Source organism: Bacillus thuringiensis, from assembly GCF_001182785.1.
GTDB classification, from domain to species: Bacteria; Bacillota; Bacilli; order Bacillales; family Bacillaceae_G; genus Bacillus_A; species Bacillus_A thuringiensis_S.
The window spans coordinates 3,102,173-3,119,886 of sequence record NZ_CP012099.1; the positions used below are offsets into that span (position 1 = coordinate 3,102,173).

Here is a 17,714-nt window from a genome sequence, read left to right on the forward strand (position 1 = left end):
CCTTTCTCACACTATTCGCTTCTATTGTGAAAGAACCTTTTAGAAAAGAAAAGATCCTTATCCAAACTATGGATCATACAAATCGAATACTTCTCTCCTATGCATTCCTTCACTAAAATTTACTCGTTCTTTCTTACACCAATTCCTCAAAATCCCCTTCACATAAGCTAACGTTTTCTTATTATTTTCAAACGCAATTTTAAGTGCCTCTAACACTTTCTCTCCAGAAAATCTTTGTATCCAATTCTTCAATTCTTTCACAATATATGGGGATAAACTACTAATATTTTGTTCATAAAACTTATAAACTTCACTATTTGGAACGTCCTCTTCTATACTTTCTACCTCTTCCGCTTCTTCTTTCTCTTCAATAACTACTTGTGAACCACTATTATCCTCTTCTTTTGGCATACCAAAATGCTGCAATAATAATGGAATCGTGTATTCTTCTTCAAGGCATTTACGTAAAAACATATGTATGAACTCATTACTTTTTACAGTCTTTAACTCACGTAATACGCACTTTTCTACATTCGTATTTGAAATAGGGTTATAGTGTAACCAGTTTATTATGAATACCTCTTTCGTTTCCGTATCATATAAAATCTTTCCATACTCAACAAACCTGTTTAGCAACTTCTCAACAGTCTCCATACTATAACCTGTTTCAAGCTCTGCCACACGCTTCGGTAATATGTAAATACCACATTGCTTCGTTTTCGTACCAGTTAACAAATATATGTAAAAATAACGCTCCTCTGGCGTTAAATCTAATATGAATTCATCTTGCCAAAATTTCACCTGCACATTACGGTATACCGCCATATGTTTCCCTCCACTCTTTGCTAGTAAATAGGAAGATTTTAATCCTTTATTATAAAAATAGGAATGCTGGAATGGTTTTGGCATTCGAATTACAATTTTTTTTACTACTACAACGCCGGTTTCATTTTTTCGTGCTTGTTTTGTTCTTGTAGTTGTTTTTGTTTTTGTTTTTTCTTAGTGATTTATTACTTGGTAGGGGCTTATGAGGGGCTTGGAAGGGCATTCTACATTACAATCTATGAAATACAATTTGTTCTTCCTACTAAATAGGAGCTATTCCAAATTATTATTTTGGATAGCTCCTTTCAAATTCTTCTTATTTTTTACTTCTACCAATGTCAGCTTCTACATACAATTTATTCTACTATTTGCAGGCAGTAAAACTCTCATTTCAAAATTCGGTGAATAAACTGCTCGATTGCAACGCGAGTGGCCCCACTGATTCAAGTTTTATTTTATTTTTGCATTGAATCTAACATCTTCACAATAAAGGCAGCTGCCTGACCACGAGTTGCTGTACCTCGGGGATCAAACTCATTATTTCCAACACCATTAACTACCTTTAAGCTGTATAATCGTTGAACCGATTCTTTGTATGTTATTAAATGCTTATCTGTAAATGGTAATGCTACTAACTCACCTGTAATTCCTTTGTATCGTAGTGCTTTGTCAATCATAATAGATACTTCTTCACGAGTAATTGGTGAGTTAGGATCAAAAACCCCTTCACCACGACCATTAATAATTCCTGCACTTGCACAACGTTTAATACCGTCATGAAGTGATGGATGTGTCTCATTAATATCTACAAATGACTTATTTCCCTCTGGTAGTTTAAGAGCATTCGAGATTAATTTCGCAAACTCCGCTCTCGTTACATTTCGATATGGTGCAAACACACCATTACCTTCACCTTGCATAATACCTAGACTGTTTAATTTACGAATATGCCCTTCAAACCAGCCACCTGTAATATCATCTTTTGGTTTTTGTACTTCTTCCTTAGGCTTTTGTACTTCTTCCTTTGGTACATTGTAGTTAATTTTAATCCAACTTGGGTCATAGAAAATCCATTCTCCATTACCTACTTTATACCAACCATTTTTAACCGCTAATACTTTGTAACGATCTCCGTTTGAAGCTTTACGTACAACACGATGTTCAATACCCGCATCACTACGCACATTGATGCCGCTACCATTTACCACTAGTTCCATGCTAGGTTCAGCTGGATTATTTTCATTTGGATCAAATGATTCATTTTTATCTTGTAAAGGCGTATCAATCTGCGCATTTATATTTGCATACCATTGAATTCCTTGTACGAAACCAGCCCAATTACCACGTGAAATTAAAATATCAGGACATTTTTTCCCGCTCCATTGTTGATGCTTGTAAATATGATCTGCACCAATTCCTTCTTTGTTCATTAAATAACCTGCAAGTCGTTTTGCATTTTCTAACGCTTTATTGTAATCACCGTCTTGGTTAACCGCGATCTCAATACCGATAGACTCCCTGTTTCCAGATCCATCTCCATCTCCTGCATGCCAACCATTTTCGTTTGTTGGTAAGTGTTGATAAATTTGTTTATCGTCTACAGTAAAATGCCATGAAGCTGTTCGGAAAGTGCCTTCCGTTGCTTGCTTATATAAATATTTCGCATGATTTTCAGCATTAGCACCAGCGGCCGTATTTGCCGTCTCATGGATTGTAATGTAACGTGCTTTCATCGGATTTGCAGGACGAATATCAGAGTTTCCTGCTGGAACAATCCACTCTACAAATGGAACTCCTGCAAGTGTTCCATATTTCTTCGTACTCGGTGCACTATATTGAATACCTCTTGGCTTTGCAACAGGTTTCATTTGACGATCAGATCCATCATTTCGACCATCTACAGATTCAAATGCCTTTTCAATATTTGAAATAGCTTCCTTTTCTGCTACTTGCCCCTTCTTTGCATCTTTCATTTTGTTTAATTCTTCTGTTTCATCATGTTTATGCTTATATTCTTCTAAAAGCATTTTTTCATTTTCAGATACTTCTGCTTCGTTAACTTGTACATGATCAGGAACTTCCAACTTGAAATTAGAATAATTTAATCCGCTCGTTCCATGTTCTCCTTCAGCAATATTTAGTTGATCAGTTTGAGATTTGTTTATCTCTTCTGCTGATGCTGATAAAGGTACACTCCCTAAAATCACTAGGCTTGTTGATAGTGCGATTACTTGTTGTTTGATTGTCTTATTCATTATTATAAATAGATATACACACATTCCCGCCGTGTATATATCTCAACCTCCCTTTGTTGTCACATTAATTTTAAAAATATGAATCTACTATGTACTTCTAATATATTTTCTTTTTATTTATATATTTAAATTATATTATTTTATGCCCGTTAAGAAAATATTTATATGTCATCCCTACAAATGAATTTCATCTAACATACTTTTTACAAAATCCGTCAACAAAAATTATTTTACAACTAATTACAAATACCGTCAAAATAATCAATTTAAACTTAGACAAATAACTGGCATACAATTTCATAATAAGAGATCCTATACTATCGACATACATCTATTCCAAATTCCCTTTAACGTTTTCAACAAGCTCATTTATCGTATTCCGATCAAACTTATCACTAATTTCATATGACTCACGATCTCCTACGAATTGCACGCCCACGATATCATTGCGATCCTTACCGTATTGCACTTCAATAATAGATCCACGCTCTATTTGTTTCCAAATGAGACCTGCTTTATCTTTATTATCTAAAATAATGCAGTCTTCAATATTTTCGTCAATTCCAATTAACTTATTATCATCCATATATCCAATCTCGTATTGTTGCCGTTCTTTCGCTTTGCCACTTACTAATATACCTTTGCTACCATATGAATAATCCATATAGTCCTTTTTCTCCGTTTGTACCACTTTCGGCTTTTGTGCTTTTGTGCTTCAGTTTTTTCAGTAACCCCACAACCCGTAATAAGACCAATTGACATAACCATAGTTAATACTACTCTAGTAAATTTCTTTATCATTTATAACTAACCTCACATACTTAATTTAAAATGCTATTTATTTCCTTATTATAAAATAACATGATAATACAGAGAAAGAGCCAAAGATAAAATATTATTTACATCCGTATTGTCCCTCCCTTTACATTAATATAGTATCCTCATAAGTATGAATAGCTAGGCTTTCAAAATTAATACGGGAATATTATAGAAAGTAGACATCCTACTCACATACGATTAGTATTAGAATTGAAAATATATAAACTAGATGATTACTTATATTGAGGAAGGAAGTGCACAGCTATGGATTTTAAAACAGTCATACAAGAGCTTGAAACCCTTGGTAAGGAAAGAACGAAAAAAACATACATCTCTAACGGTGCACACGAGCCGGTTTTTGGCGTAACTACAGGTGCTATGAAACCAATCGCTAAGAAAATAAAAGTAAATCAAGAGTTAGCTGAGGAACTTTATGCTACAGGTAACTACGATGCTATGTACTTTGCAGGTATTATTGCAGATCCAAAAGCCATGAATGAATCTGATTTTGATCGCTGGATCGACGGGGCATATTTTTATATGCTATCTGATTATGTAGTGGCAGTGACTTTATCGGAGTCAACTATTGCACAAGACGTTGCTGATAAATGGATTGCAAGTGGGGACGAACTACGAATGTCAGCTGGCTGGAGTTGCTACTGCTGGCTTTTAGGAAATCGCAAAGACAATGAATTTGTCGAAAGCAAAATTTCCGATATGCTTGAAATTGTAAAAAATACAATTCATACTGCGCCAGAACGAACAAAATCTGCTATGAATAATTTTATAAATACTGTAGCAATTTCATATGTGCCACTACACGAAAAAGCAGTCGAGACTGCAAAAGAAGTTGGTATAGTTGAAGTAAAACGTGATAATAAAAAAAGCAGTTTGTTAAATGCTTCCGAAAGTATTCAGAAAGAAGTCGATAGAGGAAGAGTTGGTTTCAAACGTAAATACGTTAGATGTTAGATTATTAAAAAAGGTGTCAATCAAGAAAGATTGGCACCTTTTTTTAATGTAGAAGTAGAAAATGAACTACCTTCCTGAAAATCATTCATGTTCCTCTGTACATCTTATATGTTAGAAAATTCTTCTTTCACTTTATACACCCTATCTCTTTTCTCATCATTTTTAACAAAAGTAAGCTTTCCTTCTGTAACAAAGCCTTCCAATGCTAAGCATACTTGTCCATATGCTTTTGGCTTATTCGTTGTAAATCTTTCATCTGATATTTTACCAGATCGTATTAACTGTTCGCATAGCTCCAGTGCACTTATTTCTTCAGAATCCATTAATTCTAATATATTTTTTTGCAATGTTGATAAAGGTGCAGGTATTTCGGCTACCTCTACCTTTTCTTGTTTATTTTCTTTTTCGTCTTCAAATAAATCTTCAAATGAAATTTGATTCATTACATCTTTTCCTTTCTCATAACGAATTTGCTTAACATGAACTGAACCCTATATGTACTAGAACTTTTACATTTAATTATTATTATGTAGTCCTTACCTCTTTACATAAATTTTATAACTCATGTGCATTATTTTACGTAGTATATTTCCATTATACCAAATATACGTTCTGTCATCTATTGCAGAATTCTTTATTGTTGATCTGAAAGCAATAGTAAACAGCCAGTGCACAAATCATGCTAACAAAAAACACTGCTAATCGCATTGTTTGAGCTATCTCCACATGTCTATCAAGCTAAGAAAAACGAACATCCAAAATAAAAAAGCAAAGTTACTATTGTAGTACCTGAAAAGCAGGTAGTCTTTAAGGATTAGTTAAGTAAGTATTCTATGTTGCGAATGAAAAAGGATCTGATATGAATATCAGATCCTTTTTCATTGCTTCTTTTATAAATGTAACTTCTTTATTCATACATCGTTTCACACGATAACTGATTCATACGTGCTTACATTATCATACACAGTTTTCGCAATTCTAGGAGGAAGATTAACACACCCTCCAAATCTGACTTTTTAATAGAATCAAAGTGTATTTTTACTTACCAGACTTAATTTTTTCGTTATATTCTTCTAAAGTTAACCCTTTTTCTTTTAGATAAACAGCAACTTCTTTCCCTACATAACGATAGTGCCATGGCTCATACTTAATGCCAGTAATATTCTCTTTATCTTTTGGATAGCGGAGAGTAAATCCATATTCTGCAGCGTTCTTATCTAACCATTTGAATGCATCGGTAGTTTCAAATTTTGCATTTAAATCTTCTACAGTATTCTGCCATTCAACTGAAATAATGTCTAACGCTAATCCAGTATGATGTTCACTTGCACCAGGATACTGAAGATATTCCAATGCCTTAGCACTAGCCTCTTTATCCGACAAACCTTGAGATTTATAGCTTTTAACTGAAGCATCATAATAAGTTTGTTGTAATTTTATAGCTCGATAACCTGATCTTAAATAAAGATTGATTCCCTCTTTTTTTGCAGCTGCTACCATATCCTGATAGGAAGTTGCAATTCTACTATCTATTTTCATATTTGGCTTCGCATTTTGGGTGATACTTGTTAATTCAATTCCTAGTTCCTTTGATAACATATGCTCTCTATTTACAAGGATAATTCTCCAATCATTAACATCAGAAATAGGTAAAACATCTTTTTTCTTCGCATGTATTTCATTTTTATTTTTATTTTTATCGTTATTATTAGTAGTTTCCTGAGATGTTTGCTTTCCACTACAAGCAGCAAGACTCCATCCCATTGCCAATACCAATGCTAAAATTATAAATTTTTTAATTGTATCTCATTCCCTTTTTGTTTATTAGTCTTTATACCAATTTCCCAACACGTCTCTAGGAATCTCCTTGAAATCCTTCAAAGAAACGGGGCCGACAAACTTTTTAATTCCATGTTTTTTAGAATTTTCATCCGAGTAATCTTTTAAGAATTGAATTTTAAATTGTTTCTTACCATCAGCATAGTCGGTTACTGTCGGTACGATTGCCGCTTGTCGTATACCAAAAGTTTTATCTTCATACTTAACAAATTGTACATAAGATAATCCTCCAACTAATGTTTCTAATTTTTCTTGCGCAGAAATAAGATTTCCAAGAGAATAATAGATTAGCGTTTCATGTCCATCTTTATTTTTTTTCCACTCAATTGGTTGAATTACATGTGGGTGATTTCCAATTACTACATCTACACCTAAATCTGTTAAATATTGAGCAACTTCTTTTTGTTGCTTTGAAGGTGTAGATGTATATTCTACTCCCCAATGCACCATAACAATCACCATATCAGAGCTACTCTTTGCCTTTTCCACATCATTTTGTATCGCTTTTTTATCAATTAAATTTAAAGCCCAAGACTTATCAGCCGGGATTTTAATTCCATTCGTACCATATGTATAATTTAGTAATGCAAAGCGAATACCATTTTTTGTAATCGTTTTTATTTCATTACGCTCGTTTTGATTCTCATTAATGCCTACTGGGATAACATCCGGATATTTCTTCCAGTATTCTCTTGTATTCGCAACACCTTTAATACCCATATCCATAGCATGATTTGTCGCTTGAGTCACTATATTGAATCCAGTGTCCACTAAAGATTGTCCTACTTCTTCAGGTGTATTGAAAGTCGGATATCCCTGTACTTTTAGATTATTTCCTGCAATTGGAGTCTCCTGGTTCACGATAGCAAGATCACTTGATTTAACAGCTTTTTTGATATTTTCATAAATATAGTTATAATCATATGAACCGTCTTTTTGTTTGCCATCTTTAATTACTGCGTCATGATATAAATTATCACCCGTTGCTATTAAATTCACAACCGATTTTACTTTTTTATCTTCCGTAAAATTAGGAGACTGTTGGATAGGACTCTTCTCTACCCAATTTGGTGCTTTTAATGATGTATCTATATTAGATTCAGCCGGTGGTAATGAAGCTTTAGATGTCTTAACATCTGTATTACCACAAGCAGTTAAAAGCACTAAAAAAATAAGACATAATAAAAAAAACTTTTTACTTCTCTGTAAAGTATCTAACATGTGATCCTCTTTTCTGTTTTATTACTTATAACCAGTTCTAACAAATCATTCTTTAAAACAACGTATTTTGGTTTTACCCTTAATTATGGACGGACACTCTGTTACATCTGCTTCGGAATATACAGATAATCATTTTCCATTCTCTAGCAATCTATCAATTCCATCAGAATTGATAGATTGCTAGAAAAACATGATCCATCAGGATGTCGACTAGTTTCATATACCTGTTCCAATTGCAGTAACTCGTTTAATCTAAACAAGATAGAAGAATAGTTCATATAGCCTCTTCTCTTGCTTTACGTTTGTGAGTGGCTCCAAAAAGAGGGGATCGTTGCTGTACCCCCTTTAAATATTATGGAATCTTTGTAACTAATTTCTTTACGTTAAGCGACAAACATTATACCGATAACAATAAGTAAGACCCAAGAACTTATTTTACCAATATACGAAAAAAGTAGCAATCTTTTGACCCATATAAAGAAGCCAATTAGGAGAAATGAAAGGGAGATTCATTTTAATTAATTCCTTCCTTCATTGATTAATAAAAAAACAAGCCACCCAGCTATTGGATGGCTCTATACGATAAAGAGAATTTGTTATTGGATTACTTCAATTTCCCTTCAAAAACAATCTTCCTACCGCACGGCTCAACTACTGTTTTGCCGTCTTTCTTTACTTCATGAAAGATCGGCTCTTCCATACGACGAGACGGAGCGTAGCCTTCTTGTTCCATACGTGCTAAGCAGTCTGTAATTGTTTCATTTTCAAGTACTTCAAATTTCTTTTTATTAGGTTGTTTTGTCATGCCCTAACCTACTTTCTATTTTTCTTGATGCGAATTGATTCTTCATGTAGACCATGTATAACATTGCTAGAATTCCCATTATAATCATAACCGCAATAAAAAAGCTTGTATACTGTATTTTTTCTATAAATACGCCGCCTAATACAGGCCCCATAATACTTCCTAAACTAAAAGCGATTCCGGATAATATATTACCTGCCGGTAGTAAGTGTCTCGGTAATAAATCAGTCATAAATCCAAGCCCTAAAGAGAAACACGATCCAATAACCATACCCGCTAAAAGCATGCAGGCAAAGACGATCCAGTAATATTGATCAAATACGGCGGCAAGTAGAAAAATGCCCGTACTTATGCTAAACGTCCACGTTAATATACGATCCCTTCCGTATTTATCACTCAATATACCGAGCGGAATTTGTGTAATAATACCCCCAACTGCAAATGCTGGTAATAAGAAGGATACATCTGAAACAGACCACCCTTTACGAAGTACGTATACTGGTAAGTTACTATTTAACATGGCCTCAAGTACACCGTATGCAAGTGGTCCTAGTAACGCAATCCACCCTAATCCAACAACTTGTTTATAACGAGAAAATGATGATTCACTCTTCACTTCTCTTTCATCTTGCGCTGGGAATGCATTTTTTGTTGGAAGTAGTAAAAGCCAACCTATTAAACAAAGTATAGTAGATATAATAAATGGTGTTGCAAGACCGTACTGCACAGTGCTTGCTAAATACGGACCAACAGCAAAACCAATTCCGAAGAATACACCGTATATCGATACTTGTCTCCCTATTTTACTTGGGTCTGATGTTGTCGTGATCCACGTTTGCGTTCCGACATGCAGCATATGATCTCCGACTCCAACTAGAAATCTAAGGATAAACCATACCCAAAACGAAAATGTTTGTGTAAAAAAGAATAATGAAATAATAACGAGAAACCCACCTATAACGATAATTGGCTTCATTCCAAACCTTTGCATCGGTTTTTCAAGAAACGGCGAAATAACTAATATCCCAATGTATAATGCCGTTGCATGAATACCGTTAATACTTGAACTAACCCCTTCTTGTTCAAAAATCATTGCAATGGCAGGTAAGAGCATTCCTTGTGATAAACCAGAAATTGCTACAATCCCAACCATAATCCAAAATGTAAAACGCATTGACATCCTTTGTCCCTCTCCTTCTCACGCTTCCACTTTTCATTATAAACTGTTTCTTCAAATGCGTGTACGAATATTCGCAATAAAAAAGAAGCTAAAAGAATGAACCTTTTAGCTTCCTATCCTTCCCAAACTTGTGCTTTCACATTGTTATGAAAGTGCTTGAAATATGGATTTTCATAAAATGATGGTCCATATAAGTAATGTTGCATGTGAGCTGCTAGTGGCTGCTGCATTTGTAAAGGAACTACAGCTGGTAAAACTTGCATATACATCGGGTCTATCATTATTTTTTTGTATATTTGATGATCATATGGCGAATAAGCGATTAAGGATGGTTTATGCATTGATAATCTCCCCTTTTACATACAAATGTTATAGTATATGCAACACTTTTCATTTTGGGGATTCTTTCTATTTTAACCAATCTTCTACATGTTTTATAAATACATCTAAACAATCAATAAACGGTGAGTGTCCGCAATCTTCTAATACCTTCAACTCTGCATTTGGCAAATGTTTCGCTAATTCCTCACCGACTACTTGCGGTACGACATAATCCCTATCACCTTGTATGACGAGTGTCGGCGCTTTAATACGATGAATTTGCTTACTTCCCTCTACAACCCCATTATGTTCATCCGAAATATTAAATGTGATGAGCGCATAATTCACATCTACGAAATTACGCTGCGTTAACATATCATCCAAATACTTTTCATAACGGTCCGGTTCAGGTTGATTATGTGTATATATTAATAGATTCCATACTGTACGGTAATATAGTTTGTTCATATTTTTTATCGCGTCTAATACTGGAGCGATTTGTACTGGATCTTGCGCAATTTCTTCTTTCGTCTTTACTAAACTTGATACGATTGGCTGCCCATTCGTATCTTTTTTAAAGATTGGGTATCCTTTCATTCCTACTGATTCTACTAAAATTAACTTTTCTACAAAAGTTGGGTGATTCGCTGTAAATTGCATCGCAACACCACCGCCCATTGACCAGCCCATTAATGAGAATTTCTCTAGCTTTAACTCGTCGATAAATAATTTTACATCTTCTGCAAAGTCTTGTAATGAATCTATCGACTGATTATATGTTGATTGTCCAAATCCTCTTAAATCAAGAGCGTAAATATGGTATTGATTTTGCAACTTTTCAATGACTAAATCCCAGTGTTGTGACGATGTCATGTTCCCGTGAATGAGTACAAGAATATCTGTATTTCGCCTTCCAACTTCCTGATATGCAATCGTTTCTCCGTTCGATAGTGAAACAAACTCCATTGTTGCAGGCTTAATCATCACAAGTTCCCCCATTCTATTTAATAGAAAGAAAATTCTTTACTTAATTAAAGAATAGCACGTAGAATATACGTTCGCAACATAAAACCTATAAGAATTTTTTACATAAATCAACATGTCTATTACTAGACAATTATTATAAAAAAGTATATAGTTAGCTAGGTAACTAATTTGAAAGGATCAAAATACATGGACGAAAAACAACATTTTTTTCATATCGTCAGCCAGACTTCTCGAAAGTTTACGAAGAAATTTAATGAGCGTGTATCTCCAACTGGGTTATTTAGTGCGCAGTGGGCTGTTATTTTCCGCATTAATCAAACTGGTTCTTGTACCCAAACAGAATTATGCCAATATTTAAATGTTGAATCACCAACGATGACTCGTACGTTAACACGTATGGAAACGATGGGATGGATTATTCGTACAGAAGGTAAAGATCGCCGCGAGAAGCTCATTTCTTTATCCGAAACAGCGATAAAGATGGTTCCAGTATGGCAAGAAGAAGTTGATACTTTCGAAGAAAAAACGCTAGAAGGTATTAACGAAGATGATTTACATCAAGCATTTCAAGTGTTACAACAAATTATTAAAAATTTAGATTAAATTGGAGGGATGACGATGCAAAGTGAGAAACTTTGGACGAAGGATTTCCTCGGAACTTGTTTTAGTAGTCTATTTCTCTTCTTAACATTTTACATGCTTATGACTACTCTGCCTGTCTATGTAATAGACGGCCTAAAAGGAAAACCTGAGGAAATTGGTTTAGTTGCAACTGTGTTTCTTATTTCTTCTGTTTTATGTAGACCATTCACAGGAAAATGGCTCGATGATTTAGGAAGAAAGAAAATATTATTTATTTCACTTTCATTATTTTTAGCCGCTACTGTTATGTATTTCGGTGCGCAAAGTTTATTTTTATTACTTGCCCTTCGCTTCTTACACGGTATTGGGTTCGGGATGGCAACGACAGCTACTGGTACGATTGTAACTGATGTTGCGCCAGCTCATAGACGAGGCGAAGCACTTGCATATTTCGGCGTATTTATGAGTCTGCCGATGGTAATTGGTCCTTTTTTAGGTTTAACAATTATTTCTCATTTTTCGTTCACTGTGTTATTTATCGTTTGTTCCGTATTTTCATTACTTGCATTTTTATTAGGACTACTTGTAAATATTCCGCATGAAGCACCTGTAAGCAAACAAAAACGCGAAAAAATGAAATGGAAAGACTTAATTGAACCATCTTCTATTCCGATTGCACTTACAGGATTTGTTTTAGCCTTTTCTTATAGTGGTATTTTATCCTTCATTCCTATTTATGCGAAAGAAATCGGTTTAAGTGAAATTGCAAGTTATTTCTTCATTGTATATGCACTTGTCGTTGTAATTTCTCGTCCATTTACAGGAAAGATTTTTGATCGCTTCGGTGAAAATGTACTTGTTTACCCTGCTATCATTATTTTCACAATCGGAATGTTCATATTAAGCCAAGCACAAACGTCATTTTGGTTCCTTGGCGCAGGTATGCTAATCGGTTTAGGTTACGGAACATTAATTCCGAGTTTCCAAACGATTGCGATTTCTGCAGCTCCAAACCATAGACGTGGTTCTGCGACAGCTACGTATTTCTCATTCTTTGATAGTGGTATTGGCTTTGGTTCTTTCATTCTAGGTATTGTCGCAGCCAAATCCAGTTATCATAATATGTATTTTATCGCAGCTATTATCGTTGCTTTCACTTTACTTTTATATTACGGATTACACGGACGAAAACAAAAATTCAAGAAACAATCTACAGACGGAAAAATTTCTGCTTAACGTTAATAAGGAAAGTAAACTTCCCCGTTTACTTTCCTTATTTTGTATTTCTTTCAATAGAAGCGTATACTTATAATAGAAATAAAAAGGAGGGACCTATATGAAACTAAAAAAATCTCCCCTACTCTTACTCATACTAACATCCATATTTGTAATTACAGGGCTTGGGTTTACTTACTTCAAACAAAATAAAACGACCCCATCAAAACATAATGTGACGAAAGAAAACTGGTTAGATGACCCTTACTTACGCTGGTCGTACACACATATGAAAGAATTCACTTTAGTTAATAACGTAAAAAACAATCCTGATCAAATTGCTCACTTCCCTTCCGCACTACAAAATTTAGACGATTTTGCTGTGGAGCGTAGATTCGGAAATACAACTCCTCTAAAAAAACTTTTAGACGATAACAAAACGGATGCTTTTGTCGTTATACATAATGAACAACTTGTTTATGAACGATATTTCAATAAATATAACGAGAGTGAACCTCATGGTATGGCGTCATTAGCAAAGGTCTTTACCGGGGCAATTATACAATCTCTCGCTGAAGAAAAACGTATTGACTTAGAAAAAACAACTGACACATATATAAAAGAATTAAAAAATACACCGTTCGGTAATGCCACACTTCAGCAATTATTGGACATGCAAGTTTCTGCACAGTACCCTACTCACGGATATGAACATCCAGCATTAGAAAATCAAGATACACAACTATATTTAGCGAGCAATATTTTACCTCGAGGTAAAAACTACGACGGTCCGATGAAAATTTACGATATGTTACAAGAAGCAGAAGAAACTGCACCTCCTGGTTCCGATTTTTCTTACGATAACGGATCAGCGGAAACACTCGCTTGGGTTATTCGAACTATCACTGGTAAATCATTAGCTGAAAATGTTAGCGAACGAATTTGGTCTCAAATTGGTATGGAAGAAAACGCGTATTACGTTACAGATGAAACGAAAATAGAACAAGCAAGCGCTGGCTTAAATGCAACTGCTAGAGATATGGCGAGATTCGGGCAATTACTATTAAACAACGGGGAATATAACGGAAAACAAATTCTCCCTTCTTCTATTACTGAAGATATAAAAAATGTCCAAGAAGGTGAACTTGCAATTGGCCCTGGAGCTTCCATTTCTTATCATAATCAATGGTGGATTCCGCACAATGAACAAGGTGCTTTTGAAGTGTTAGGTAGTTACGGACAAACACTTTACATCGATCCAAAAGCAAATATGGTAATTGTCCACTTCTCTTCTAACGCTACGCCAAGTAATGAAATACATTCAGTTTACTCAAATATGTATATTGATATTGCACATCATTTAGAAAAGCTTCCACAGTAGTGGAAGCTTTTTCTTGTTGGGATATTTCATTTATACTCCTACATATTAGAAGATACTGAAAGAATAACTGCTTAAAACACGCCTATCAAAATTTCTATAAGCAGTTTACATGTTTAATTAAGTGTTTAACTAATACATCCACATCTTTTGGAGAATGCGTTAAAACACTTCCCTTACAAATATTGTCTGTTCATATTCGTCGAAAATTTCTTCTATTGATGAAAATAAAGTTTCTTCCGGGATGATGAACTTTACTTTTTGACCATTTTGTAATATAAATGAAATTTTCCCATTATCATTAAAACCTGTATGAAACGTTCCTCGTTTATTTAATAGTACCTCTTCAATTGTATTTGTTTTAATGGAAAAGTTATTCTTTAATTGCAAAAGTTCATGTACATCTCCAGTATGTATTTTTGTATCTATTTCAGTTTCTAAGTTTAATTGTTTTTTCTCGATTTTTTTGAAGCAAAACAAAAATAGTAACTCAGAAATACCAGGTAACTGTTTTTTATAAGCATGTCGACTATGAAACTGTCCGCCAATCTTTATAAAATATATACAGTCACCTGTAATAAAAACTTTATAATACATATCTGCCGTAAACATTTTAGGCTTTAAAAGATAAAAACTTTTAATCATAACCCCCCCTAAATATTAAATTTATTTGTATAAACATTTTAACTAGATTTGTGCTTAAACATATTTCTCATGTAATACAACACTATTGTATTGAGTATCCTCTCCCTTTGCAACAGTTGTTTTGAAACCAGCTAGTAACCTTTCTCTATACTCTCCCAATAAGTGCTAGCCACATTTACAACCGTTTTTCTTCTAGTATATTAAAAGCAGTATCTGATACGAGGCTCTATATCAATCTATCAATAAATTACCACCCTATAAATATCTGAATTTTCTTTACATTAAAGGTTATCTCTCAAATAACCTCGAATAATTGTAATACATATACATAAGGAGGTTGATCTATTTTGTTTCGTTCTTTTACAAATGGTTGCGTCGCCTTAGTGCAACGCTTCTTGCCAGAACCGTTTATTTTATCATGTTTATTAACTGTTTTCGTTATCTTCTTCGGTATGTTTGCGACTCATCAAACACCTGTAGAAATGATCAATCACTGGGGTAATGGAATTTGGGGGCTTCTCGCCTTTTCTATGCAAATGGCACTTGTACTCGTGACTGGATCTGCTTTAGCAAATGCTCCTCTTATTAAAAAAGGATTAACGAAAGCTGCCAGACTACCAAAAACGACTGGACAAGGCATTATTGCCATTTCCATTGTAAGTTTACTTGGTGCATACATAAACTGGGGCTTTGGAATTGTTGTATCTGTTTTATACGCAAAAGAAGTGGCAAGACAATTAGAAGGATTAGATTATAGACTAGCAATCGCCTCTTCTTATTCTGGATTTCTCATTTGGCATGCGGGGCTTTCTGCTTCTATTCCTCTGACATTAGCAACAGGCGGGGAAACGTTAATTAAAACGACAGCTGGCAGTATTAAAGAAGCGATTCCAATCTCAGAAACGCTATTCTCACCATACGCTCTCGTTCCAGTTATTATTTTTCTCGTTACGATGCCTCTCATTAATAAAGCGATGCATCCAGATGAAAAACATACGATAACTGTAGATCCTAGCGTGTTCCATGAAGAAGCTGCTGCTCAAGAAGTAGAAAAAAATACATTCGCTGAAAAAATGGAAAATAGCATCATTATTACACTTTGCGTTGGATTGTTAGGTCTCATTTATATTTTCAATTACTTTTATACGAAAGGATTTAATCTTACTCTCGATATCGTAATTTTTATGTTATTAATTGCTGGACTTATTTTCCACCGCACTCCGATTCAGTATATTCGCGCTTTTTCAGACTCTACGAAAAGTGCTTCTGGCATTTTACTTCAATTTCCGTTTTACGCAGGAATTATGGGGATGATGATTGGAGCAAATAGTGAAGGACTTTCACTTGGAGGAGCTATTTCTAATTTCTTTATTAGCATTTCAAATGAAACGACTTTTCCTCTCTTTACATTTTTAAGTGCTGGCATCGTTAATATCTTTGTTCCATCAGGAGGCGGTCAATGGGCCGTGCAAGCACCCATTATGATTCCAGCTGGCGCTGAACTTGGTGTACCTGCTGCAAAAACAGCAATGGCAATTGCATGGGGCGATGCTTGGACGAATTTAATTCAACCTTTCTGGGCATTACCAGCATTAGCGATAGCTGGTTTAGGTGCTCGTGACATTATGGGATTTTGCGTTGTTAACTTACTATATGCAGGTTTCATCATTAGTCTATGCTTCTTAGTTATTTAAACGAAAAGCTAGTTTTATACTAGCTTTTTTACATAATAAATCATTTATTTCCCATGCAATTTATAACTGTATCCCACTCTATGTCCTTAAGATGTAATGACTCAAATGCAAAAAAATCTTCGCAAATTTTTCCAATCAGGTGTGGATGTTCCCTCAAAAAATTCCACTGTAATACTTTAGGAAGAAAATGCATTTCATATTCTTTACTTCCCCGTACTACCTCATCAACTTCTCTTTCACAAATTCCCCTTATTAAATAATCATTTCTTAACTCTATTTGAATTTGTTGAAATGTATCGCTGCATTTTTTCAATTGAAGTAAACACGTAATATACTTCCGAAAAAGTTCGTTATCATACTGACAACAGTTTATAATACGATCGACTTCATTCATAATGTACGAGCCTTTTCTTCTATTTGTAATAACCATTTTTCGCGCTTTGATACTTTACTCGTTTTCACAGATTGAAAAACTGACCGTTTTATATCACGAATGCCACAAAAACGTAAAACACCTCTCTTCATCATAATCCAATCTGCTGATCGATATAACAATGCGACGTACCATAGAGGCGAGTCTAACGTATTAATAACCCAAGCTTTCTTACCTTTCAATAACCCTTTCGGAAGAGCACCTTCATATTTATAAGCAAATCCAGCTACGAAAATACGGTCAATAAAACCTTTTAAAATAGCTGGCATCCCCCACCACCATATCGGATATATAAAGAGAAGTGTATCTGCTTCTTCCACTAATTTTCTATACCGCGCTGTCTCTTCTTCATTTACTAAATCACGTCTTTTCTTCTCTTCATTGAATACAAGTACCGGATCAAATTGTTCCTTGTATAAATCAAGCAACGTAACCGAATGATTTGTTTCCTGTAGCCCTTTTTGCACATGCTCTAAAATTGCCCCGTTAAAACTTGAAGGATTAGGATGAGCGTATATAATCAGTACGTTCACTACAAAACAA

Annotated in this window: 17 protein-coding genes and 1 pseudogene; 5 read left to right on the top strand and 13 right to left on the bottom strand. The window is 34.6% G+C overall.

From position 1 onward, the window contains the following. Positions 1–66: 66 nt before the first annotated feature. The 3 genes and pseudogenes from AC241_RS15985 to AC241_RS15995 form a co-directional block, all read right to left on the bottom strand. Positions 67–909 (bottom strand): DnaD domain-containing protein, encoded by an 843-nt coding sequence (locus AC241_RS15985; protein WP_155417066.1) that lies wholly within the window; start codon positions 907–909, stop codon positions 67–69. Positions 910–1,280: 371 nt separating this feature from the next. After that, on the bottom strand, positions 1,281–3,080 hold the full coding sequence (locus AC241_RS15990) for an S-layer homology domain-containing protein (protein ID WP_043315772.1): 1,800 nt from the start codon (positions 3,078–3,080) through the stop codon (positions 1,281–1,283). 331 nt (positions 3,081–3,411) lie between these two features. Next, positions 3,412–3,881, bottom strand: a pseudogene (locus AC241_RS15995) (hypothetical protein). Positions 3,882–4,163: 282 nt separating this feature from the next. Between AC241_RS15995 and AC241_RS16000 the strand changes: the two are divergent. Next, entirely contained in the window at positions 4,164–4,871 is a 708-nt protein-coding gene (locus AC241_RS16000) for a DNA alkylation repair protein (protein ID WP_050844231.1), read from the top strand. Positions 4,872–4,975: 104 nt separating this feature from the next. Here AC241_RS16000 and AC241_RS16005 read toward each other — a convergent pair whose 3' ends face one another. The 7 genes from AC241_RS16005 to phaZ form a co-directional block, all read right to left on the bottom strand. After that, positions 4,976–5,314, bottom strand: a complete 339-nt coding sequence (locus AC241_RS16005; protein ID WP_050844234.1) for a DUF3895 domain-containing protein — start codon at positions 5,312–5,314, stop codon at positions 4,976–4,978. 595 nt (positions 5,315–5,909) lie between these two features. Further along, positions 5,910–6,647 (bottom strand): M15 family metallopeptidase, encoded by a 738-nt coding sequence (locus AC241_RS16010; protein ID WP_080990816.1) that lies wholly within the window; start codon positions 6,645–6,647, stop codon positions 5,910–5,912. A 48-nt stretch (positions 6,648–6,695) separates the two neighbouring features. Continuing rightward, positions 6,696–7,931 carry a CapA family protein gene (locus AC241_RS16015; protein WP_050844236.1) on the bottom strand — a complete coding sequence of 412 codons (1,236 nt, stop codon included), beginning with the start codon at positions 7,929–7,931 and terminating at the stop codon, positions 6,696–6,698. Between the two features lie 604 nt (positions 7,932–8,535). After that, positions 8,536–8,736 carry an NETI motif-containing protein gene (locus tag AC241_RS16020; RefSeq protein ID WP_000166303.1) on the bottom strand — a complete coding sequence of 67 codons (201 nt, stop codon included), beginning with the start codon at positions 8,734–8,736 and terminating at the stop codon, positions 8,536–8,538. Beyond that, on the bottom strand, positions 8,720–9,916 hold the full coding sequence (locus AC241_RS16025) for an MFS transporter (protein WP_050844238.1): 1,197 nt from the start codon (positions 9,914–9,916) through the stop codon (positions 8,720–8,722). The genes AC241_RS16020 and AC241_RS16025 overlap by 17 nt, the downstream gene beginning before the upstream one ends. Positions 9,917–10,029: 113 nt before the next feature. Then, positions 10,030–10,257, bottom strand: coding sequence for a hypothetical protein (locus AC241_RS16030; RefSeq protein ID WP_016080942.1), 228 nt, complete (start codon positions 10,255–10,257; stop codon positions 10,030–10,032). Positions 10,258–10,324: 67 nt separating this feature from the next. Then, a complete protein-coding gene (phaZ, locus tag AC241_RS16035) occupies positions 10,325–11,221 on the bottom strand; it encodes an intracellular short-chain-length polyhydroxyalkanoate depolymerase (RefSeq protein WP_050844241.1) in 897 nt (298 codons plus the stop codon). Positions 11,222–11,410: 189 nt separating this feature from the next. Between phaZ and AC241_RS16040 the strand changes: the two genes are divergently transcribed. The 3 genes from AC241_RS16040 (at position 11,411) to AC241_RS16050 (ending at position 14,402) form a co-directional block, all read left to right on the top strand. Further along, the gene (locus AC241_RS16040; RefSeq protein ID WP_016080940.1) at positions 11,411–11,827 is read left to right on the top strand and encodes a MarR family winged helix-turn-helix transcriptional regulator; all 417 of its coding nucleotides are present in this window, start codon (positions 11,411–11,413) and stop codon (positions 11,825–11,827) included. 15 nt (positions 11,828–11,842) lie between these two features. Further along, positions 11,843–13,042, top strand: a complete 1,200-nt coding sequence (locus AC241_RS16045) for an MFS transporter (protein WP_016080939.1) — start codon at positions 11,843–11,845, stop codon at positions 13,040–13,042. 100 nt (positions 13,043–13,142) lie between these two features. After that, positions 13,143–14,402, top strand: coding sequence for a serine hydrolase domain-containing protein (locus AC241_RS16050; RefSeq protein WP_050844243.1), 1,260 nt, complete (start codon positions 13,143–13,145; stop codon positions 14,400–14,402). Positions 14,403–14,561: 159 nt separating this feature from the next. Here AC241_RS16050 and AC241_RS16055 read toward each other — a convergent pair whose 3' ends face one another. Beyond that, positions 14,562–15,044: a hypothetical protein gene (locus AC241_RS16055; protein ID WP_050844244.1), complete on the bottom strand. Its 483-nt coding sequence runs from the start codon at positions 15,042–15,044 to the stop codon at positions 14,562–14,564. Positions 15,045–15,391: 347 nt separating this feature from the next. Here AC241_RS16055 and AC241_RS16060 point away from each other — a divergent pair, with 347 nt between their 5' ends. Beyond that, positions 15,392–16,738 (top strand): short-chain fatty acid transporter, encoded by a 1,347-nt coding sequence (locus AC241_RS16060; RefSeq protein WP_016080936.1) that lies wholly within the window; start codon positions 15,392–15,394, stop codon positions 16,736–16,738. Between the two features lie 40 nt (positions 16,739–16,778). On the opposite strand, the gene AC241_RS16065 is transcribed toward AC241_RS16060, so the two are convergent. Both AC241_RS16065 and AC241_RS16070 read right to left on the bottom strand, forming a co-directional pair. Next, positions 16,779–17,132 (bottom strand): hypothetical protein, encoded by a 354-nt coding sequence (locus AC241_RS16065; RefSeq protein WP_029442825.1) that lies wholly within the window; start codon positions 17,130–17,132, stop codon positions 16,779–16,781. Then, complete coding sequence (locus tag AC241_RS16070; protein WP_029442826.1) at positions 17,129–17,704, bottom strand: NAD(P)H-dependent oxidoreductase; 576 nt, start codon at positions 17,702–17,704, stop codon at positions 17,129–17,131. The genes AC241_RS16065 and AC241_RS16070 overlap by 4 nt, the downstream gene beginning before the upstream one ends. Positions 17,705–17,714: the final 10 nt, after the last annotated feature.